Raw genomic sequence first — 20206 nt, forward strand, 5'->3', positions numbered from 1 at the left:
CGGACTGTCCGACACCGTCGAGCGGGAGGTGCACGTGCACGGACCGGCTTCGTACGGCTGGCTGCTGGTCGCGCTGTGTGCGGCGACCGGAACCTACTGTCTGCTGCGGATGCGCAGCCATGTCGAGGAGCAGCGCCGGGCCGCGGGCGGCGAGGCGCTGATGGGCTTCGGGATGGCGGCGATGGCGGTGCCTGCCGCGGTGTTCACGCCGCCGACGTGGGCCTGGCCCCTCTACGCGGCCGTGTTCGGCGCTGCGGCCCTCCAGGCCCTGTGGTCTGCCCGGGCGAGCGCACATCATCTGCACCACCTGGTGGGAGCCTCGGCCATGGTCTACATGGCGGTCGCGATGGCAGCCTCACCCGGCCGTCACGGCGGGCACGGCGCTTTCGGCACCCCGCTCCTGACGGGCACTCTGCTCCTGTACTTCACGGGCTATGTGCTGCTGTGCGGCGTCCGGTTGGTGCCCGTGGGCGTCACCGCCGGGGGCGGAGCCGGGGCTGGAGGCGTCGGATGGGGCGACAGGCCCGAGCTGGCGCGGGCCTGCCGGCTGTCGATGGGGATCGCCATGGTGGCCATGCTGCTGGCTCTCTGAAGTGCCGCCGAGGCCCGGAAGAGCCGCCGGCTCTCCGCACTGACGCCCGTGGTCTGTGTCACTTGCCGCTGCGGTCCGTACCGCTGAGCCCTGCGGCGCTCATAGGGTGCTGCCCATGATGGTCCCCGCGGCACTGTTGCTGCTCGGCGCCCTGACCGCCGTAGTCGCCCCTCGGATGCTCGCCCGGGCGGACTGGCCGGACCGTGAACCGGTGGTCGCGCTGTGGGTGTGGCAGTGCGTGGTGGCGGCCGTACTCCTGTGCTGCGCCCTGTCGATGACGCTCAGTGCGGCGGCTGCGTGGCAGGCGGTGCGCGGCCATGTGTTCGCCCCGGCGCCGAGTGCCGTGGTGGAGGCGTACGCGCTCGGGGTGGGCGGTCCGTGGGCGGCGACCACCGCGGTGACGCTCGCGTGCGGTGGGCTGTGGACCGTGGCGATGCTGGTGCGCGAGGTCGCACGCGCGCGAGCCCGGCGTCGGCGGCGACGGAGCGAACTCTTCGTGCGCGCCCCGCTGTTGCCCGGCGAGACGACCGTGAACGACCGGCTGACGATCCTGGAGGGCGAGCGTTCGGACGCGTGGTGGCTGCCCGGTGCGGCGCCCCAGCTTGTCATCACCACCGCCGCGTTGCGCCGCCTGAAGGGGCGGCAACTGGACGCCGTACTCGCCCATGAGCAGGGGCACGCACAGGCCCGGCACGACTGGCTGCTGCACTGCTCGGGTGCGCTGGCGGGCGGATTTCCGCAGGTGCCGGTGTTCGCCGCGTTCCGCGACGAGATGCACCGGCTGGTCGAACTCGCCGCCGACGACATGGCGTCCCGCCGCTTCGGTCGGCTGACGACGGCCCTCGCCCTCGTCGAACTCAACGAGGACCGGGGCGTGTTCGGCCCCTCCCCGACCGACCGGGCGCAGGTGCCGCAGCGGGTGCACCGGCTGCTGGCTCCCCCGGACCGGCTCACGGCCGGCCGGCGGCTCCGGCTGACGGCGGCTGCCGCGCTGGTGCCGGTGGTACCGGTACTGGTGGCGTTCGTGCCCGGGTTGCGGGCGCTGGGATAGCCGGGGCGGCTGACGGGTACCCGGATCCGTCCGGGGGTACGTCCCCGGGATCCGCCCGGTATGTGCGGGGGCGGGTCGGTACTCCTGTGGCGGGCGTCGCAAATGCATCCCCTGCATTGGCCTCCCGCCCCCTCCGTCGGCGAGGATCGCACTATGCACACCCAGTCCGTCGAATCCCCGCCCCGCCCGCCGGCCGAGCGCAGGACCGTCAGCTGGGCCGGCGCCCTGGCCGTGGGCTCCACGCTGCTGCTCGCCCTGGTCGCGCTGCGGTGGCACCCGCTGATGAACCTCGACAGCGACGTCGCGCGGACCACGCACGGCTGGGCGGTCGACGAGAGCGGCGTCACGCAGGCGTTCCGCATCCTGACGGACTGGGTCTGGGATCCGTGGACGATGCGTCTGCTGACGTTCGCGGTCGCGATCTGGCTGGTGTGGCGCAGAGCCGCGCGCTGGACGGCCGTATGGCTGGTGGCCACATGTGCGCTCGCCACGCTGGTCCAGCAGACCCTGAAGGCCCTGGTCGACCGCCCGCGCCCCGTCTGGCCCGACCCCGTCGACTCCGCCCACTACGCCGCCTATCCCTCCGGCCACGCCATGACGGCCACGGTGGTCTGCGGCCTTCTGTTGTGGCTGCTGCATCGCTACGGCGCCGACCGCGCGCTGTGGCGTACGGCCGTCGCCGTGGCCGCGATCTCCGTGGCCGGCGTCGGGCTGACCCGGGTGTGGCTCGGCGTCCACTGGCCCACGGACGTCGTGGGCGGCTGGCTGCTGGGCGCGCTGGTCGTGGTGCTGGCGGTGCGGGCACACGCCCGGTGGGTGAGCTGAACCGTCCGCGGCGACCGTCCGGGCTCCGGCGGCGATCTTCCCGCGCCGTGACATCCGGCCCCGTAGGATCCGCTGCATGACCGCAGTTCTGTTCGATTTCTCCGGAACCCTCTTCCGTGTCGAGTCCACCGAGTCCTGGCTGCGCGGAGCGCTCGCCGAGGCCCGGATGGAGCTCGCCGAGGCCGAGTTGGTCGAGGCGGCGCAGGCGCTGGAGGCCATGGGCGCCCTGCCGGGCGGGGTCGATCCGTCGTGGCTGCCCGAGGACGTCGCGAGTGTGTGGGGCGTGCGGGACAAGAGCGCGGAGCTGCACCGGGCGGCCTACACCGGGCTCTCCCGGCATGTGCCGCTCCCCGACGACCGGTTGCACGACCTGCTCTACGACCGCCACATGGCACCGGCCGCGTGGGGCCCGTACCCGGATGCCGTCGACGTGCTGCGGGCGCTGCGTGAGCGCGGCGTCGGCGTCGGGGTGGTGAGCAACATCGGCTGGGATCTGCGGCCGGTGTTCCGCGAGCACGGCCTCGATCCGTTTGTCGACGCGTACGCGCTGTCGTACGAGCACGGCATCCAGAAGCCCGACCCCCGCCTGTTCGAGGCGGCCTGCGCGGCGCTGGACGCCGATCCGCGCGACGTCGTCATGGTCGGCGACAACCGGCGGGCCGACGGCGGTGCGGCGGCGTTGGGCTGTGCGGTGCACTTCGTGGACCATCTGCCGGCCGACCAACGGCCGGACGCGCTGCGGCCGGTGCTGGATCTCGTGGGCGCCACCCCGCGGGCGAACAAGTAGCCTCCGGCCACCATCCGGATACAGGTCGAGTCCGCCCTGGACGATCCCCCGCGTCGCCCAGGGCAGACGGCAACCCCGACCAGGCCCTCCACGGGCCGGACCGGACGCGTTGAGTATAGTTGGCTGGCAGCCAGTCAACGCAGGAGTCCAGCATGTCCCCGCGCAGCGCCTCGGTCAATGAAGAGTTGCGGCGGCGTTCCCGGGAGCGGCTTCTGCAGGCGGCGGTGGAGCTGGTCAGCGAGCGTGGTTACGACGCCACCACGCTGGGTGACATCGCGGACAGAGCGGGCTCGGCGCGGGGCCTGGTGTCGTACTACTTCCCCGGCAAACGCCAGCTGGTGCAGTCCGCCGTGCACCGGCTGATGCACCGCACGCTGGAGGAGGCGCTGGAGCGCGACCCGCACACCGAGGACGGGCGGGAGCGGATGGCCAGGGCCGTCGACGCGATCCTGGGCCTGGCCCGGGACCGGCCCGTGCTGATGCGCCAGCACATGGCGGGAATCCTGCAGGCCGAGGGCTTCGTGCAGTGCCCGGAGCAGCGGCGCCTGGCCGAGCTGCTGCGGGACACCTGCGTACGGTACGGCTCACCGGACCCGGACGCCGACTACCCGATGCTTCGCGCGCTGCTCATAGGCGCGGTCTACGCGGCGCTGGTGCCCGGGGTGCCGATGCCCGTTCCGGTGCTGCGGGCCGAGTTGTTCAAGCGCTACGGGCTGGACCGGGGGCTGGGAGTCCCGCCGGACTCGGGGGCCGTGCCCGGCGGGACGTGCGACACGGATCTGTCGCGGTTCTTCGCGACCGGGTCCGCACCCGGCTGCGCCGAGGGTCAGTCGAAGTAGTCCGGCTGTGTCTGGACGTTGAGTTCGCGCATGTGGACCCAGCGGGCCGGGGCCGTGCGCCGGTCGTCGATCTTCAGGACGTCGAAGCCCCGGGCGTACTCGTTGGAGTAGATGTAGCCGTTGTAGTAGTACGCCGACCACGAGCCGCCCGACCTGATCGTGTCCGTGGTGAGCGGGCCGCGGTCGAAGTAGGCGATTTCCTTCGGGTTGTCCGAATCGGTGAACTCCCAGACGGAGATGCCGCCCTGGTACCAGGCCTGGACCATGATGTCGCGGCCCTTGACCGGGATCAGCGAGCCGTTGTGGGCGACGCAGTTCTCGGTGTCCGCCTGGTGACGGGGGATCTTGAAGTAGCTGCGGAAGACGAGCTTGCGCTTGTCGCCCTTGCCGACGATGTCGTAGATGCCGTCGGCACCGCGGTCCGGGCCGATCTCCGCGTTGCAGGTGGCCGCGCTACCGCCGCCCAACTCGTCGGTGAAGACGACCTTGTTCGCCTTCTGGTTGAAGGTCGCCGAGTGCCAGAACGCGAAGTTCACGTCGTCCCTGACCTGGTCGATGACCTTCGGGCGCTCCGGGTCCTTGATGGACAGCAGGATGCCGTCGCCCATGCAGGCGCCGGCGGCCAGGTCCTTCGAGGGCAGCACCGTGATGTCGTGGCAGCCGGTGGTCTTGCGGACGCCGCCGGGAGGACCGGGGTTGCCGCCACCGTCCGGGCCCTCACCGGGGAAGAGCACCGGGAAGTCCACGACCGCCGCCTTCTCGGGCGCGTGGCGCGGCACCTTGATGATGGAGATGCCATCGTGCGGCGGCTGGCAGTCGGGGTAGCCGGCGTCGGGCGAGTACGAGGAGACGTAGACGTACACGTTCCTGCGCTCGGGCACCAGTGTGTGGGTGTGGGAGCCGCAGGCGGTCTCGACGGCGGCGACGTACCTGGGGTTCTTCTTGTCGCTGATGTCGAAGACCTTCATGCCCTCCCACGAGGACTTCTCGGTCGCGGGCTGGGTGGTGCTGTTGCAACTGCTGTCGCTGCGCGAGGAGTCGGTGGACAGGAACAGCAGGTCACCGGAGACGGAGATGTCGTTCTGCGAGCCGGGGCACAGGACCTGGGCGATGGTCCTGGGCGCCTTCGGGTTGCTGATGTCGAAGACGTTGAAGCCGTCGTAGTTGCCGGCGAAGGCGTACCTGCCCTGGAAGGCGATGTCCGAGTTGGTGCCCTGCAGTGCGTCCTTGGGGACGTGGGCCAGGTGTTGGATGTTGTCGGAGTGGACGATCTCGTTCTGGCCGGGTATCTCGCCGTCCGCGAGGGCCTCGCGGACCTCGGCCCGGGTGCTCTCGGAGACCTCTTTCTCCGCGACGGGGCCGTCCCCCGGGTCGGGGGTCGCGACAGCCGGCTGCGCGGTGAGCAGCGTGGCCATGAGCCCGGCAGCGGCAGCAGCAACTGCCAGGCGTCTGCGTCGCGTTCGGGGATTGCTGAACAGGATCACTGTTTTTCCTCCCTCGTGCCGTTCACACTGGAACGGTTCATGCACGCCCGAGTATCGTCTTCATCATGCACATTTCAAGAGCGGGCAATAGACATGTAACGAAAGCGCATTGCCGCCGGGCACGCTTCGCTACGGCCTCCCTGGCCGCCCTGACCGTGCTCGCGCTCGGTGGCTGCGACTCCGATTCCGACGCCAGGTCGGGCTCGCAGAGCGGGCCTTCGGTCATCGTGCCGGGCAAGCCCGGGGAGTCGAACCGGGTGCTGTCCACCGAGGAGGCGGCACGGCAGCGCGCCGAGGACGACTCCCCCAACTCGGCGGACGTCTCCTATGCGCGGATGATGATCCAGCACCACTCCCAGGCCCTGGAGATGACCGAACTCGCCCCGGACCGGGCCGAATCGGCGCAGGTGAAAAAGCTCGCCGAGCGCATCGGCGCCGCTCAGGGCCCGGAGATCACCGCCATGAAGGGCTGGCTGAAGAACCACGGCAAGACCGAGAAGAGCGACGGCCACGAGCACGGATCGATGCCCGGCATGGCGACCGAGGCACAGCTGGAGAAGCTGCGGTCCGCGCGGGGGAAGGCGTTCGACCAGCTCTTCCTCACTCTGATGATCACCCATCACGACGGGGCGGTCACCATGGCCACCGATGTGAAGGGGCAGGGCAACAACATCCAGATCGAGGAGATGGCCGACGAGGTGGTCGCTCAGCAGACGAGTGAGGTCACGCGGATGCGGGACATGCTCTGACGGCCCCGGCCCCGGCCGCCACGTCCGCCGGCCCGGCTGCCGCCGGGGCCGCACTCAGCGGCCGGCACGGCGCCGGGTCAGGAAGCCGGCGTCGCGCGCCCGCCCGATCAGCCTGAGCGACCTCCGGCGGTCCTGCCCCGTCGCGCGCATCACCGCGAGGACGGGGTCGACGCCCTGCTCCTGGGCCGCACGGTACTTCTGCGCCACCAGCCACTGCCCCTCGACGCCCCGGGGCCAGGCCGGCACGACCGGACCGGACCCGGCGTCCTCGCCGTCCGCCCCGTGCCCGGCCCCGACCCCACACGCCTCGGAGAGCGGAGCCTCGATCCAGTCGGCGAGCGCCGCGAGGTCGTCGAGGGACAGCGCCGGCTCGGCCCGTACGTCCTCGATGGAGACGCACCCCTCGCACACCACGGCGAGCGCCTCGACCCGGGCGCCGTCGCCGAACTCGAGCCGGACCCCGAACCACGCAGTGGCTCCGGCGTCGTCCCGCACTTCCCACGCGGGCCACACGGACACGGCGCCGTCCGTCGCACGGCGATCGGAAAGATTAAGAAAGGATGCTTCCAGCACACACGCAACGTAACCGCATGATCACATTCCATACGAACGAACACGCGTCCCGTACGGCGCACAGCACCCTGTCAGCGGAGCGGAAGCGGTGCGATGCTGGACTCGAGAGCGACTCCTGAAGACCTCGAAGGTCCCTCGGACAAGGAGTTCCGCCGTGCTGCATGTCGCCGTGGTCGGCTCCGGGCCGAGCGGGTGCTACACCGCCCAGAGCCTTGTACAGCAGGATCCCGACGTGGTCGTCGACGTCCTGGACAGGTTGCCGTGCCCGTACGGCCTGGTGCGCTACGGGGTGGCGCCGGACCACGAGAAGATCAAGTCTCTCCAGAACAATCTGCGGACCGTCCTGGAGCACGAACGGGTGCGGTTCCTCGGCGGCGTCCAGGTCGGGCCGGCCGGCGTGCCGACGACCCGGTTGCGGGAGCTGTACCACGCCGTCGTGTACTGCGTGGGCGCCGCCACCGACCGGCATCTCGGGATTCCCGGCGAGGACCTGCCGGGCAGTTGGTCGGCGACCGAGTTCGTGTCCTGGTACAGCGCCCACCCGGACGCGATCGACGACGGCTTCGTCCTCGGCGCGCGCTCGGCGGTGGTCATCGGCATCGGGAACGTCGCGGTCGACGTCACGCGGATGCTCGCGCGAGGCACCGCCGAGCTGAGCCCCACCGACATGCCGCAGGCGGCACTCACCGCCCTCGCCTCGAGCCGGGTGACCGACATCAGCATGGTGGGCCGACGCGGCCCCTCTCAGGCCCGCTTCACCACCAAGGAGCTCCGCGAGCTGGGCACCCTGCCGGACACCGAAGTGAGGGTGGATCGGCAGGAGCTGGCGATCGATCCGGCCTACGCCGACCCCTCCGCACTGCCCGCCCCGCAGCGCCGCAACGTGGAGGCGCTGCGGGTCTGGGCCGAGGCCCCGGCACAGGACGTCGGCCACCGCATCGCGCTGCGCTTCTTCCTGCGCCCCGTCGAACTCCTCGCCGATGCCGGACACGTGGGCGCGGTCCGCTTCGAGCGGACGGCACCCGACGGGCAGGGCGGGGTGACGGGCACCGGCCAATACGAGGACATCGAGGCGCAGTTGGTGCTGCGTTCCGTCGGCTATCGCGGAATCCCCCTGGAGGGCCTGCCGTTCGACCCCGCGACCGGCACGGTCCCGCATCTCGCCGGCCGCGTCCTGCGCGAGGGCCTCGTCGCGCAGGGCGAGTACGTGGCCGGCTGGATCAAGCGCGGCCCGACGGGCGTCATCGGCACGAACCGTCCGTGCGCGAAGGAGACGGTGACGTCGCTGCTGGAGGACGCCTCCGCGCTCGTACGGCGGGAGTTGCCCGAGGATCCGCTCACGGCGCTGCGCGGCGAGGGGATCGACCCGGTCGAGTGGCAGGGCTGGTGCGCGATCGAGCGGGCGGAGGCGGAGCTTGGCGCGTCGCTGGGCAGGGGTGTGGTCAAGCTCCCCGACTGGGAGTCGCTGATGAACGCCGCACACAGCAACGAAGCAGCAACATCTCCGTAATCAACACTCTGTTCAAGGAGCCTACGGTCTCGCCCATGACCGCATCCGCGCCCGTGCACCCTGTCGACGAGATCCCGCCCAAACGCCAGTTGGCCGCCTTCGGCCTCCAACACGTCCTCGCGATGTACGCGGGCGCCGTCGCCGTCCCCCTCATCGTCGGCGGCGCGATGCAGCTCCCGCCCGCGGACCTGGCGTATCTGATCACCGCCGACCTCCTGGTGTGCGGCATCGCGACGCTGATCCAGTGCATCGGCTTCTGGCGCTTCGGCGTGCGGCTGCCGATCATGCAGGGCTGCACCTTCGCCGCCGTGTCGCCGATGGTGCTCATCGGCACCACGGGCGGCGGACTCCCCGCGATCTACGGCTCGGTGATCGTCGCGGGCCTCGCGATCGTGCTGCTGGCGCCGGTCTTCGGGAGGCTGCTCCGATACTTCCCTCCCCTGGTCACCGGCACCGTGATCCTGATCATCGGGCTGTCGCTGCTGCCGGTCGCCGGCAACTGGGCCGCGGGCGGCGCCGGTTCGGCGGACTTCGGGGAGCCGAAGAACCTTGCGCTCGCGGCGTTCGTCCTGGCGGTGGTGCTCGGGGTGCAGCGGTTCGCGCCGGCGTTCCTCAGCCGGATCGCGGTACTGATCGGCATCGTGGTCGGGCTCGCGGTGGCAGTGCCGTTCGGGTTCACGGACTTCGGCGGGGTCGGGGACGCCGACTGGGTCGGGATCAGCACGCCGTTCCACTTCGGGGCGCCCACCTTCGAGTTCTCGGCGATCGTGTCGATGCTGGTGGTGGCGCTGGTGACGATGACCGAGACGACCGGTGACCTGATCGCGGTCGGCGAGATGACGGACCGCAAGGTCGAGCCGCGCTCCCTTGCGGACGGCCTGCGCGCCGACGGCCTGTCGACCGTGCTGGGCGGCGTCTTCAACACCTTCCCGTACACGGCGTACGCGCAGAACGTGGGCCTCGTCGGCATGACCCGCGTGCGCAGCCGCTGGGTGGTCGCGACCGCGGGCGGGATCCTCGTGCTGCTCGGTCTGCTGCCCAAGCTGGGCGCGGTGGTGGCGGCGATACCGGCTCCGGTGCTGGGCGGTGCGGGCCTGGTGATGTTCGGAACGGTGGCGGCCAGCGGGCTCAGGACGCTCACCCGCGTGGACTTCAAGGGCAACAACAACCTGACGGTGGTGGCGGTTTCCGTGGCCGTGGGCATGCTGCCGGTCGGTGTGCCGACGGTCTACGAGAAGTTCCCGGACTGGTTCCAGACGGTGATGAACAGCGGGATCAGCGCGGGCTGTCTGACGGCGATCGTGCTGAACCTGCTCTTCAACCACCTGCCCGCGAAGGCCGGTTCGGACGGTTCAGGCGCCGAGCCGGACGGCCTGTCTGGCGGCGGCGTCGAGAAGGGCGTCGAGAAGTCCCGGGAAGAGGCCGTCTAGGTCGTCCTTGCGCAGGCCGTTCATCTTGGCCGTGCCCCGGTAGACCTGCTGGATCACCCCGCTCTCGCGCAGCACCCGGAAGTGATGCGTGGTGGTGGACTTGGTCACGGGCAGGTCGAACTGCGAGCAGGAGAGCTCGTCGCCGACGGCGGCGAGCTCTCGCACGATCTGCAGGCGCATCGGGTCGGACAGCGCGTGCAGCACGCCTTCCAGACGGATCTCCCCGCGCGTCGGGTGCGGGAGGTCACGGCTGCTGACAGCGGGGCTGGTCACGGCGGCTCCACTTCGTCGGGTTCCCTCACTCGGGATTCCCCGTGCTCGGGTTCCTCCATTGTACGAGAGCTCTCGTAGTTTGACACTTCCCGTACTACGATGCCTATCGTACGAGTCGATCGCTGGTCCCCCCGTGACGAATGGAGTCCGCCGTGAGTGCCCTCTTCGAGACCTACACCCTGCGCGATGTGACGATCCCGAACCGCGTGTGGATGCCCCCGATGTGCCAGTACTCGGCCGCGCCGGAGGGCCCCGACGCCGGCGTCCCCAACGACTGGCACTTCGCGCACTACGCGGCCCGCGCGGCCGGCGGCACGGGGCTGATCATCGTCGAGGCCACGGGAGTCAGCGCCGAGGGCCGGATCTCCCCGTACGACCTGGGCATCTGGAACGACACCCAGGTCGAGGCGTTCCGCCGGATAACGAGCTTCCTGGTGTCGCAGGGCACGGTGCCGGCGATCCAGCTGGCCCACGCCGGCCGCAAGGCGTCGACCGACCGGCCCTGGAAGGGCGGTGCGCCGGTGGGACCGGACGCGCACGGGTGGCAGCCGGTGGCGCCGAGCGCGATCCCGTTCGCCGACGGGCACCCGGTGCCGACCGAGCTGACGGTCGCCGAGATACAGGACGTCGTGGGTCAGTTCGCGGACGCCGCACGCCGCGCCCTCACCGCGGGCTTCGAGATCGCCGAGATCCATGGCGCCCACGGCTATCTGATCAACGAGTTCCTCTCCCCGTACTCCAACCACCGCACCGACGAGTACGGCGGCTCGTACGAGAACCGCACCCGTTTCGCGCTCCAGATCGTGGACGCCGTGCGGGAGGTGTGGCCGGACGACAAGCCGCTGTTCTTCCGCATCTCGGCCACCGACTGGCTGGAGGACGACGGCTGGACCGCCGACGACACGGTCCGCTTCGCCGCCGACCTCAAGGCGCACGGCATCGACCTGCTGGACGTCTCGACCGGCGGCAACGCCTCCGGCGCCCGGATCCCCGTCGGCCCGGGCTACCAGGTGCCGTTCGCCGCGCGGGTGAAGGCGGAGACCGCGCTGCCGGTCGCCGCGGTGGGGCTGATCACGGACGTCGAGCAGGCCGAGAAGATCATCGCGAACGGCGAGGCGGACGCCGTCCTGCTCGGCCGTGAGCTGCTGCGCAGCCCGTCGTGGGCGCGGCACGCGGCTCGGGAACTGGGCGGGGACGTGCACGTGCCGGACCAGTACCACCGGTCCGTCTGATCACGCGGCGGACGCCACGGGTGCCGCATCGCCCGACGTGGTCGGCAGGTAGCGGGCCAGCATCCGCTCCAGCTGCGGCAGGGCGCGCTGGCCGAACACCGCGAGCGCGATCGACGCGACGACGCCCGCCCAGGCGACCGGCCCGAGCGGTGTGCAGCCGAAGAGCCGGCTGAGGCCGGGGATCTCGACCAGGACGGCGAGGGCTGCCGCGGAGCCGAGGGCGGTGACGCGGACCAGCGGGCTGCCCCGGCGGTCGGCCAGGGTCTGGGCGAGCTGCGTGCCGACCACCGCGCACAGGGCCATCGTGGTGGAGCGGCGCGCGGTGCCCGGGGTGAAGCGGCCGATCAGCCAGGCGGACGTGGCGCCCAGGGTGGTGGTCAGGGCGCGGTGCCGGATCTTGCGGATCAGCGGTTCGCCGAGGAGTGAGGTGCCCAGGGGTTCGGTGCCTGCGGGTACCGCATCAAAACCCTCGTCTTCCTTCGCCGGATCCGCGTCCTCCGTCCCGGTTTCCGCATCGGCTCCCTCCGCCTCCTTCGGCGTCACCGCCACTGCCATGGCCGGGAACAGGTCCGTGAACAGGTTCACCAGCAGCATCTGGCGGGTGGACAGGGGCGCGGCGCCCGACAGCAGCGTGCCGAGGAGGCCGAAGCCCACCTCGCCCGCGTTGCCGCCGATCAGGATGGCGATGGCGTCGGCGACGCTGTGCCACAGGGCCCGGCCCTCGGCGACCGCCTGGATCAGGACCGTCAGGTCGTCGTTGGTGAGGACGAGGTCGGCGGCGTTGCGGGCGGCCGCCGAGCCACGGGCGTCGATGCCGACGCCGATGTCGGCGGCACGGATGGCCGCAGCGTCGTTGGCTCCGTCGCCGACCATGCCGACCACGCACCCGGCGTCCCGCAGCGCCTCGACGACCTGGAGCTTCTGCTCGGGGGCGACGCGGGCCACGACGCCCATGTCGCGCAGCATCCGGGCCCGTTCCTCCCGGTCCGCGGACGCCAGTTCATCGCCCGTGACCACGCCGGTGTCCTCGGGCCAGCCCAGTTCGGCGGCGATCGCCCGCGCGGTCTGCGGATGGTCGCCGGTCAGCATGACGGGTCGTACGCCTGCCGCGCGCAGGCCCTCGACCAGGGCCGTGGAGGTGGCTCGCGGTACGTCGGCGAGGGCGAGCAGGCCGGTGAACTCCAGGCCCTCCAGGGGCTGTTCCAGGACATCCGCGGCCTTGTCCGCCGAGTCGAGCGGGCGGCGGGCCACCGCCAGGACCCGCAGTCCGCCGCCGGCCAGCTCGTGCGCCGCGTCCGATGCGGAGGAGGGCAGGTCGGCGCAGGCGGGCAGCACCGTCTCGGGAGCGCCCTTGACGACGAGTACCGCAGTGCCGTCCTCGGCCCGGCCGACGGCGGCGGCGTAGCCACGGTCGGCAGCGAAGGGCAGGCCCTCGGTCTGGGACCACTCGGGGTCGGGGCCGGCCGCGTCCAGAACGGCCTCGTCGGTGGCGTGCACCGGCCGGTCGGTGACGCCGTTCAGCCGGGGGCAGGCACGTGCCGCGGTCCGCAGCGTGGGGTCGTCCTCGTCCGGCCTATGGACCTTGCCGTCGGCGTCCGTCACGCGGACCAGGCGAAGCTTGTTCTCGGTGAGGGTGCCGGTCTTGTCGAAGCAGATGGTGTCCATCCGGCCGAGCGCCTCAAGGGTGCGCGGGGCACGGACGAGGACTCCGCGGCGGCTGAGCCGACGGGCGGCGGCCAGCTGGGCGACGGTCGCCACCAGCGGCAGCCCTTCGGGGACCGCGGCGACGCCCACCGCCACGCCGCCGCTGACGGCCCGGCGGATCGGCGTGCCGCGCAGCAGCGACAGCGCGGTCACCCCGGCGCCGCCGGCGAGGGTCCACGGCAGGGCCTTGTCGGTGAGTTCCCGCAGCCTGGCCTGTACTCCGGCGGACGGTGGGGTGCGGGCGGCGAGGGCCACGGCCCGGGCGGCCTCCGTACGGTCCCCGGTGTCCACCACGATGGCCCGGGCGTGTCCCGCCACCACGGTGGTCCCCTCGAACACCATGGAGCTGCGGTCCGGCACGGCGGCGTCCGGCGTCGGCTCGATCCCCTTGTCCGCCGCCAGGGACTCCCCCGTCAGCGCGGACTCGTCCACCTCCAGCCCGTCCTCCCACACCAGCCGGGCATCGGCGGGCACCACGTCGTCCGCCCGGAGTTCGATCAGATCGCCGGGGCTCAGCTTGGCGGCGTCCACGACGTGCGGCTGGGACTCGGCTTCCTCGGAGGTGACGCGCGCCTTCTGCTTCTGCTTCGCCAGCAGTCCGGACAAGGCCCGCTCGGCCCGCATCCGCTGGACGCCGCCGACCAGGGCGTTCAGGTCGAGCGCGCCGATGACCAGCAGGGCGTCCACCATGGAGCCGAGGATCGCCTCGGCGGCCGAGCCGACGGCCAGCACCGGAGTGAGGGGGTCGTCGAGCTCGCCGCGCACGGCCCGGGCGAGCTGCACCGGACCGCTCAGCGGTGCGAACAGGGGATGCCGGCCCATCCTGCGGATCGCCTTGCGCGCGCCGCCGCCCACCTGCTCGGGGACGGTCGGCTCCGGGCCCGTCTCGTGCTCCAGCCGTTCGCGGACCTCGGTGGGCTCCAGTTCGTGCCAGGACACGCGCGGCCGGGGGTGCGGTGCGCGGGCCGTCGCAACCCCGAGCGCCGCGCGCCCACCGGTGAGCAGGGCCCATGCCGCGCTCGCGTCGACCGGCGTGTGCCGCAGTCCGGGCCACGGCGTGGGGCGCCCGCGCGAGGACTTGCCGATCGCCACCAGGAGCCCGGACAGGGCGGCACCGGACCGGGCCAGCACCTGCGACCTGCGGCCGACGCCGCGCGCGGCCGGAACCGCCCGCAACAGCCGCCACACGTCGGCAAGACCGTGCAGAGCCAGCACGTCGGCGCCCCAGACGACGGCTCCGTCCTGGTCGGTGAGGGCGACGGCCACATCGCCGGCGAGCAGTCCGGCGAGGATGTCCTCGTCGTGCTGCGCCGGCCGCGCGACCGTGACGACGACGCTGTCCTTCTCGGCGCGCAACGCGTTCACCACGTCGCTCAGCGACCGCTCGTCGCGCACCACCTGGTCGGCGAGGCTCGTGAAGTCGGCCAGGGCGGGGTCGTCCACCATCACGACCCGCAGGCCCGCGCGCCGTGCCGCGTCCAGCACGGTCTCCGCCCATGGATCCGCGTCGGCGCCCGGCGTCCGCAGCGCGCTCGGATGCAGGACGACCGTGTCGGCCATCTCCAGTTGCCGCAGCCGCTCGGGGTCCCGCACCAGGACGCCGTCGCGGGACAGCGCCGAACTCAGTACGGCGTGGAAGGCGGCGGGTCCGTAGCGGGCCGCCTTGGGTGAGCCGGCGAGCACCGCCTCCGCCGCCTCGGTGCCGTCGTGTTTGACCAGCAGCATCGCCGCCGCACCCACCAGGCTGCCGGTCTCGGCGTGCGCGGCGTACTCCTGGGCCGGGGAGGTGCGCAGCGGCGGACGCGGGAAGTGTGCCCCGGCCACGCTGGCCCGGTCCGGTGCGGAGACCTCGTCGTGGACCTTGTCGAAGGCCGCCACGCGAGCCACTGTCTCCGCCAGCTGGAGCGAGCGCAGCGTGCCGTCCAGCACGAGAGCGGTCGGGGTCCGGCCGGCCCCGTGTACGGCCGCGTTCGCCATGGCCAGCACCATGTCCATGCGGGAGCGGCCGATCCGGGCCCGCAGCCAGCCCCGGAAGCGCGGATTCTCCCGCAGGAGCGTCACCAGCGCGGTCACCGACCGGGGCGTGGTCGGCAGGCGCAGGGCGTAGCCGGCGAACGCGGCCGCGATGCCCACCCCGTCGACGGCGAGCGTCGTGGTGGCGGCCCGCACCCCGGCCGGGTCGGCGGGGTGGGCGATCTCGTCCACCGAATTGTCGGTCCGGGCCAGACCGTGCCGGGCCGCGATCTCGACCGCCCTGTCCAGCACCTGGTCGCCGGCCGACTCCTCGACGGCGGTCACCACCAGCCGGCTCAGCCCACCGTCCCAGTAGGCGAGCGCCACGTCGGGCCGCTCCATCAGCGTCGCGGCGACCTTGCGAGCGGCTTGCTCCAGCCCGCCCTCCATCCGTACCCGCTCGGGCGCCTCGGGCTGCAGGGCGAGATGGGTACGGGCGCCGGACCTCCAGGGCTGCGGGCGAAGGGGAAGCGAGCTGCGGGCGACGCGCACCGCACGCGCGGCGCTGTCGGCACCCCGTACCCCTGCCCGGGCCGTTCCGGCGACCGCCCCCGCGGCGATTCCCACCGCGGGGGCCGCTCCTCGGGCGAGCAGCCGGGGCCCGGCCGCGACCATCTCGGCCACGGCGGCTGTCGGACGTGTGAGCAGTCCCAGAACCATCGCTCGCCCTCGCAGCTCGTTCGACGTCGGCTTCCCGTGCGGCCGGGTTCCCGCAAAACGGCATGTCATCCGCGCACGGGAGACGCAAGGGATCTCTCGGGTCCTGCCTCCTCGCCGAGGGCGATCACCCCGAGGCGCAGCCCGTCCCGTTGAGCGTGAAGGCGCCCGGCGACCCGCTGTTCCCGGTGTGGTTCGCCTGGTAGCCGATGCTGACGCTCGCCCCGGGCGCGAGCGCCGCGTTGTACGAGGCGCTGCTCGCCGTCACCGCGCCGGAGGCGGGGGCGTACGTGGCTCCCCAGCCGTTGGTGATCGACTGGCCCGTGTGCAGGGTGAAGCCGAGCCGCCAGCCGTTGATCGCCGTCGTGCCCGTGTTGGTGATCGTCACGGAGGCGGTCAGGCCCGTGCTCCAGGGGTTGGTGGTGGCGGTCACCTTGCAGGCGCCGGGCCGCGGCTGGGGCGCCGGACCGCCAGTGTCGATGCCGAGGAAGGTGAGCACCCGGGCCGCCATGCCGTAGCCGTACAGGTTGTGGCCGACGCCCTGCAGGCTGATCGCCTCGACGGGGGCCCGGTCACCGGTGCCGCCGTAGCGGGTGCGGGTCCAGCCGGACTGGGACGTGTCCGTGGCGGCCGGGGTCTGGCTGACGCCCTGGACATCCGTCCACTGCTTGATCATCTCTCCGAAGTTGGGGTGGCGCAGGACGTCGTCCTCGGTGCCGTGCCACAGCTGCATGCGCGGGCGGGGTCCGGTGTAGCCGGGGTGGGCGCCGCGCACCAGGTCGCCCCACTGCTGCGGGGTGTGCGTGACGGTGCCGTTCGCGCAGGCACTGTTCCACTCGGAGCCGTCGGTCGTGGCGAAGCAGCCGAAGGGGACGCCCGAGAAGGCCGCGCCCGCGGCGAACACGTCGGGGTAGTCACCGAGCAGGACGTTCGTCATCATCGCGCCGGAGGAGATGCCGGTGGCGAAGACGCGACCGGTGGCGGCGTCATAGGTGCGGGTCACCCAGTCGACCATGGACTTGATGCCGACCGGGTCGCTGCCGCCGCCGCGCCGCAGCGCCTGCGGCGAGGAGACGTCGAAGCACTTGCTGCTGCGGGTGACGGACGGGTAGACCACGACGAAGCCGTACTGGTCGGCGAGCGTGTCGTACTCGGTGCCGTGGTACATGTCCGGTCCGGAGCCGGTGCACCAGTGCACGGCCACCAGAACCGCCGGGTGGGCGGTGACGTTGTCCGGCACATACACGTACATCCGCAGGTTGCTGGGGTTGGTGCCGAAATCGGTGACCTCGGTCAGCGTCGCGGTCGGCACGGCATCGGCGGCCTCGGTGCGGGCGGCGGCCGTGAGGGCGGCGACGAGGAGGGTCGCCAACAGCGGCAGCAGGGCGGCGAGGAGGGTCCGGAGCCTTCTTGTCGCGGTCGTGCGGATGGGGGTGGGCACGTCCTTGTCCCTTCTGGTCGCGGGAGGGGCCTCACGGAGAGGGCATCGTGGCATGGACACGCTCACCATGGAAGCGCTCCCACACCCACTTCCGCGCCCACCTCATGAGAGCCCTTACCCCCACCAGGGCTGACGATTTCTTCCGCGCGAAGCGTTGACTAGAAAGCGCTTGCCCTCTACGTTCCGTTCAACAGTGTGACCGGCTCGCTGCGCAGCACCCCCACATGGTCACAATGCCTGCGCACGGCGTTCTGCATGACGTTCATCGTCCACGTACATGTTCGTGTCGCTCCTCCCGAAGGGACGCACCCCATGCGAACTCTCCCCCCACGTGCACGCCCGCAAAGAACGGCACTGGCGACGGCCGCGGCAGCGGTCCTGGCCACCGCGGCCGTCATCGCCCTGCCGCAGCCGGCCGGGGCGGCCGATACCTCGCCGGTCGGGTTCGGCGCCGGGACGACCGGCGGCGGCAGCGCCTCGGCGGTCACCGTTACGACGCTGGACGCCTTCAAGGCGGCGGTCACCGGTGACTCGGCCAAGGTCGTCCGGGTCAACGGCCTCATCTCGCTGAGCGGTCAGGTGGACGTCGGCTCCAACACCACGGTGCTGGGCGTCGGTTCGTCGGCCGGCTTCACCGGCGGCGGGCTGCGCCTGAAGGAGGTCACCAACGTCGTCATCCGGAACCTGAACATCAGCAAGCCGGTGGCGCCGGCCGACGGCGTCACCGTCCAGGAGTCGACGAAGGTGTGGATCGACCACAACTCCTTCTCGGCCGACCGCGATCACGACAAGGACCACTACGACGGCCTGCTGGACATCAATCACGGCTCGGACAACGTCACGGTGTCCTGGAACACCTTCAAGGACCACTTCAAGGGCTCGCTCGTCGGCCACAGCGACAACAACGCGAGCGAGGACACCGGCCACCTGAAGGTGACGTACCACCACAACCAGTTCAGCAACGTCTACTCGCGCATCCCCAGCCTGCGTTTCGGCACCGGGCACTTCTACAACAACTACGTGGCCGGCGCGGACACCGCCTGCCACTCGCGCATGGGCGCCCAGATGCTCGTGGAGAACAACGTCTTCCGCGACACCAAGATCGCCGTCACCACGAACCGCAGCAGCGACGTGGACGGCTACGCCAATCTGCGCGGCAACGATCTCGGCGGGGCCGCGACCGAGATCTCCCGGGTCGGCACCTTCACCACGCCGCCCTACGGCTACACCGCGGAGTCCGCGTCCACCGTCGTCGCCTCGGTGACGTCCGGCGCGGGCGCCGGGAAGCTCTGACCACCCCCACCTGGAAGAAGATCGGCACTTCCGATCCGAGACCCCCACAACCGGAAGAAGGCATACGGGACATGACTTCGCCAGCAAAGCCCCGCGCCCGTCGGCGCGCACTGACCGGCGGCCTGACCGCCCTCGGCCTCTCATCTGTCATGATCGCGACAGTCGGCGCGCCGCCGGCGAGCGCCGCCACCTGGCCGACGCCCAGCAGCAGCCAGCCGGTGAGCTCCACCATCTCCGTGTCCGGCGTCCGCGACGGCGGCATGGTCCGCTACTACGGCAGCGGCGACCTGGCCGGTGACGGTCAGGAGGAGGGCCAGGACCCGATCTTCAAGCTCGCGGCCGGCGCGACGCTGAAGAACGTCATCATCGGCGCGCCCGGCGCCGACGGCATCCACTGCGAGGGCAACTGCACCCTGCAGAACGTGTGGTGGGAGGACGTCGGCGAGGACGCGGCCACCTTCCGGGGCGGCTCCACCTACACCGTGACCGGCGGCGGCGCCAAGAAGGCCGCCGACAAGGTCTTCCAGCACAACGGGCCCGGCACGCTGAACGTCTCCAACTTCGCCGTCAGCGACTTCAAGACGCTGTACCGCTCGTGCGGCGACTGCTCCACGCAGTACACGCGCAAGGTCAACCTCAGCAACATCGAGGTGACCGGCACGGGGTCCACCGCGCGTCTGGTCGGCATCAACGTCAACCGCAACGACGTGGCGACGCTGCGCGGCATCACGATCCTCAACGACTCCGGCCGCAAGGTCATCCCGTGCCAGAAGTACAACAACAACACGGCCGTGGGCACGGGGCCGGACAGCACGAACTGCCTGTACTCCAGCTCGGACATCACCTACCGGTAGCACCCGCTCGCAGGCGGTCCCCCCACGGTGAAGGCGGCCGTCCGAAGCGTCCCCGCACGGCGCTTCGGGCGGCCGTCGCGTCGTGTGCGGTCAGTTGCGGGCACGCGCGCGTGCGCTGTCGGAGCGGTCGTGCCCGTCACGCGCGCGTACGTCCTCCGCGAGCTCCCGCCGGTAGTCCGCGTACGCGGCGCGCAGTCGGTCGCCCGGCCAGTGGGCGGGGAGGAGCTCAGGGGGCAGCACCGGGTCGGCGAGCAGGTGCCGCACGACGGCCGCGAAGGCGGTGAAACGGTCGGACGGCCGTCGCGCGTGGGCGACCTCGGTGAGCAGGGCGCGTCCGGTGCCGGCCCAGGCGTCCAGCGGCCACAGGCTCGCGGCGAGCTCGGGTGCGGGGCGGTCGGGGCGGGCCGTGTAGCGCTGGGCCACCTGGACGAGGTCGCCCGGCAGGGGCCGGAGCAGGTTGCCCGGGCGCAGCCAGACGCCCTCGCGGAGCTCGGCGAGCCGGAGCCGGGTCAACTCGGTGCGCAGTTCCGCGCGTTCGGCGGGGCCACGGCCCGTGGCGGTGACGACGACCATCTCCCAGTCGCCGTCCCAGGGCAGGGTCTCGGGGTGGACGGCGTCGTCCTGCCGCCGCTGGCGTTCCAGGAGCCGGTCGCTGAGCCGGTAGACCGTGTCGGCGCGCCGCAGGTCACCGGCCGCGACCATCCGGCTGAGCGCGGCCCGCACGGTGGACCCCGCAATCCCGAACGGCTCCACGCTGCGCACCAGCTCCTTCACCGGCAGCTCGGGCGGATGCAGACCCAGCAGCATGCTCAGGACGACCGACCGGGCGGACAGCGGGCGCAGGTCCACCTCGTCGGCCGGCGGTGACGGGTTGTTCGGCATGGCCAGGTACCTTACGT

At 71.8% G+C, this 20206-nt stretch carries 17 protein-coding genes; 11 read left to right on the top strand and 6 right to left on the bottom strand.

What is annotated here, in order from left to right:
• The first annotated feature begins 34 nt into the window (after positions 1 to 34).
• The 5 genes from ACZ7M7_RS19530 to ACZ7M7_RS19550 all read left to right on the top strand — a co-directional run bounded on the left by ACZ7M7_RS19530 (position 35) and on the right by ACZ7M7_RS19550 (position 4094).
• A complete protein-coding gene (locus ACZ7M7_RS19530) occupies positions 35 to 592 on the top strand; it encodes a DUF5134 domain-containing protein (protein WP_472119256.1) in 558 nt (185 codons plus the stop codon).
• A gap of 115 nt (positions 593 to 707) precedes the next feature.
• Positions 708 to 1643 carry a M56 family metallopeptidase gene (locus ACZ7M7_RS19535; protein ID WP_383629866.1) on the top strand — a complete coding sequence of 312 codons (936 nt, stop codon included), beginning with the start codon at positions 708 to 710 and terminating at the stop codon, positions 1641 to 1643.
• Positions 1644 to 1796: 153 nt separating this feature from the next.
• On the top strand, positions 1797 to 2468 hold the full coding sequence (locus ACZ7M7_RS19540) for a phosphatase PAP2 family protein (protein ID WP_383598768.1): 672 nt from the start codon (positions 1797 to 1799) through the stop codon (positions 2466 to 2468).
• A gap of 76 nt (positions 2469 to 2544) precedes the next feature.
• Positions 2545 to 3255, top strand: coding sequence for an HAD family hydrolase (locus ACZ7M7_RS19545; RefSeq protein WP_472118427.1), 711 nt, complete (start codon positions 2545 to 2547; stop codon positions 3253 to 3255).
• Between the two features lie 152 nt (positions 3256 to 3407).
• Positions 3408 to 4094: a TetR/AcrR family transcriptional regulator gene (locus ACZ7M7_RS19550; RefSeq protein WP_472118430.1), complete on the top strand. Its 687-nt coding sequence runs from the start codon at positions 3408 to 3410 to the stop codon at positions 4092 to 4094.
• Here ACZ7M7_RS19550 and ACZ7M7_RS19555 read toward each other — a convergent pair.
• Positions 4082 to 5578 carry an LVIVD repeat-containing protein gene (locus tag ACZ7M7_RS19555; RefSeq protein ID WP_383598777.1) on the bottom strand — a complete coding sequence of 499 codons (1497 nt, stop codon included), beginning with the start codon at positions 5576 to 5578 and terminating at the stop codon, positions 4082 to 4084. The genes ACZ7M7_RS19550 and ACZ7M7_RS19555 overlap by 13 nt on opposite strands.
• Before the next feature lie 65 nt (positions 5579 to 5643).
• Here ACZ7M7_RS19555 and ACZ7M7_RS19560 point away from each other — a divergent pair, with 65 nt between their 5' ends.
• Positions 5644 to 6327 (top strand): DUF305 domain-containing protein, encoded by a 684-nt coding sequence (locus ACZ7M7_RS19560; RefSeq protein ID WP_383598780.1) that lies wholly within the window; start codon positions 5644 to 5646, stop codon positions 6325 to 6327.
• Positions 6328 to 6381: 54 nt separating this feature from the next.
• On the opposite strand, the gene ACZ7M7_RS19565 is transcribed toward ACZ7M7_RS19560, so the two are convergent.
• A complete protein-coding gene (locus ACZ7M7_RS19565) occupies positions 6382 to 6846 on the bottom strand; it encodes a DUF6214 family protein (protein ID WP_472118434.1) in 465 nt (154 codons plus the stop codon).
• 208 nt (positions 6847 to 7054) lie between these two features.
• Between ACZ7M7_RS19565 and ACZ7M7_RS19570 the strand changes: the two genes are divergently transcribed.
• Together ACZ7M7_RS19570 and ACZ7M7_RS19575 are read left to right on the top strand one after the other, a co-directional pair.
• Positions 7055 to 8410 carry an FAD-dependent oxidoreductase gene (locus ACZ7M7_RS19570; protein ID WP_472118437.1) on the top strand — a complete coding sequence of 452 codons (1356 nt, stop codon included), beginning with the start codon at positions 7055 to 7057 and terminating at the stop codon, positions 8408 to 8410.
• A gap of 35 nt (positions 8411 to 8445) precedes the next feature.
• On the top strand, positions 8446 to 9840 hold the full coding sequence (locus tag ACZ7M7_RS19575) for a nucleobase:cation symporter-2 family protein (RefSeq protein ID WP_472118440.1): 1395 nt from the start codon (positions 8446 to 8448) through the stop codon (positions 9838 to 9840).
• On the opposite strand, the gene ACZ7M7_RS19580 is transcribed toward ACZ7M7_RS19575, so the two are convergent.
• Positions 9763 to 10113, bottom strand: coding sequence for an ArsR/SmtB family transcription factor (locus ACZ7M7_RS19580; RefSeq protein ID WP_451166100.1), 351 nt, complete (start codon positions 10111 to 10113; stop codon positions 9763 to 9765). The genes ACZ7M7_RS19575 and ACZ7M7_RS19580 overlap by 78 nt on opposite strands.
• A gap of 152 nt (positions 10114 to 10265) precedes the next feature.
• Between ACZ7M7_RS19580 and ACZ7M7_RS19585 the strand changes: the two genes are divergently transcribed.
• Positions 10266 to 11345, top strand: coding sequence for an NADH:flavin oxidoreductase/NADH oxidase (locus ACZ7M7_RS19585; protein ID WP_472118443.1), 1080 nt, complete (start codon positions 10266 to 10268; stop codon positions 11343 to 11345).
• On the opposite strand, the gene ACZ7M7_RS19590 is transcribed toward ACZ7M7_RS19585, so the two are convergent.
• Together ACZ7M7_RS19590 and ACZ7M7_RS19595 are read right to left on the bottom strand one after the other, a co-directional pair.
• On the bottom strand, positions 11346 to 15722 hold the full coding sequence (locus ACZ7M7_RS19590) for an HAD-IC family P-type ATPase (protein WP_472118446.1): 4377 nt from the start codon (positions 15720 to 15722) through the stop codon (positions 11346 to 11348).
• A 124-nt stretch (positions 15723 to 15846) separates the two neighbouring features.
• Positions 15847 to 17160 carry an extracellular catalytic domain type 1 short-chain-length polyhydroxyalkanoate depolymerase gene (locus tag ACZ7M7_RS19595; protein WP_472118449.1) on the bottom strand — a complete coding sequence of 438 codons (1314 nt, stop codon included), beginning with the start codon at positions 17158 to 17160 and terminating at the stop codon, positions 15847 to 15849.
• Between the two features lie 312 nt (positions 17161 to 17472).
• Between ACZ7M7_RS19595 and ACZ7M7_RS19600 the strand changes: the two genes are divergently transcribed.
• Positions 17473 to 18453, top strand: a complete 981-nt coding sequence (locus ACZ7M7_RS19600) for a pectate lyase family protein (RefSeq protein ID WP_383598803.1) — start codon at positions 17473 to 17475, stop codon at positions 18451 to 18453.
• 71 nt (positions 18454 to 18524) lie between these two features.
• The gene (locus tag ACZ7M7_RS19605) at positions 18525 to 19307 is read left to right on the top strand and encodes a pectate lyase (RefSeq protein WP_383598806.1); all 783 of its coding nucleotides are present in this window, start codon (positions 18525 to 18527) and stop codon (positions 19305 to 19307) included.
• A 90-nt stretch (positions 19308 to 19397) separates the two neighbouring features.
• On the opposite strand, the gene ACZ7M7_RS19610 is transcribed toward ACZ7M7_RS19605, so the two are convergent.
• A complete protein-coding gene (locus tag ACZ7M7_RS19610; RefSeq protein ID WP_472118452.1) occupies positions 19398 to 20189 on the bottom strand; it encodes a PaaX family transcriptional regulator C-terminal domain-containing protein in 792 nt (263 codons plus the stop codon).
• Positions 20190 to 20206 lie beyond the last annotated feature (17 nt).

The sequence above is a fragment of the Streptomyces sp. NPDC111606 genome (assembly GCF_055656945.1).